Here is a 264-nt window from a genome sequence, read left to right on the forward strand (position 1 = left end):
AGCGGGAGATTCTTGAACTCGCATTCAAGATTTCCTGCTTCACAGATTTTTGACTAGGCAAAGCCCCCGTCAGATCATCTCCACAAGCATTTTCTGATACGCTATGCCCTAGCGCATTTTCGATTCCTCTATCTCTGATAACTTCTGCTGCTGCGATATCTCTATGGGTTTTGTATCCACACTCCGGGCAATTATGTTCTCGTTCGGAAAGCAATTTTTTTCCGGTGTGAAAATCACATTTTGGACAAATTTGCGAGGTGTAAT

The 264-nt window shown here is 43.2% G+C and carries 1 protein-coding gene; it reads right to left on the bottom strand.

Annotation, left to right across the window (positions count from 1 at the left end; translation table 11 throughout):
* The coding region (locus JUI58_RS00030; RefSeq protein ID WP_204101724.1) for a zinc ribbon domain-containing protein at window positions 1-264 on the bottom strand (264 nt) is incomplete at both ends.

Source organism: Spirulina sp. CCY15215, from assembly GCF_016888125.1.
Classification (GTDB): Bacteria; Cyanobacteriota; Cyanobacteriia; order Cyanobacteriales; family Spirulinaceae; genus CCY15215.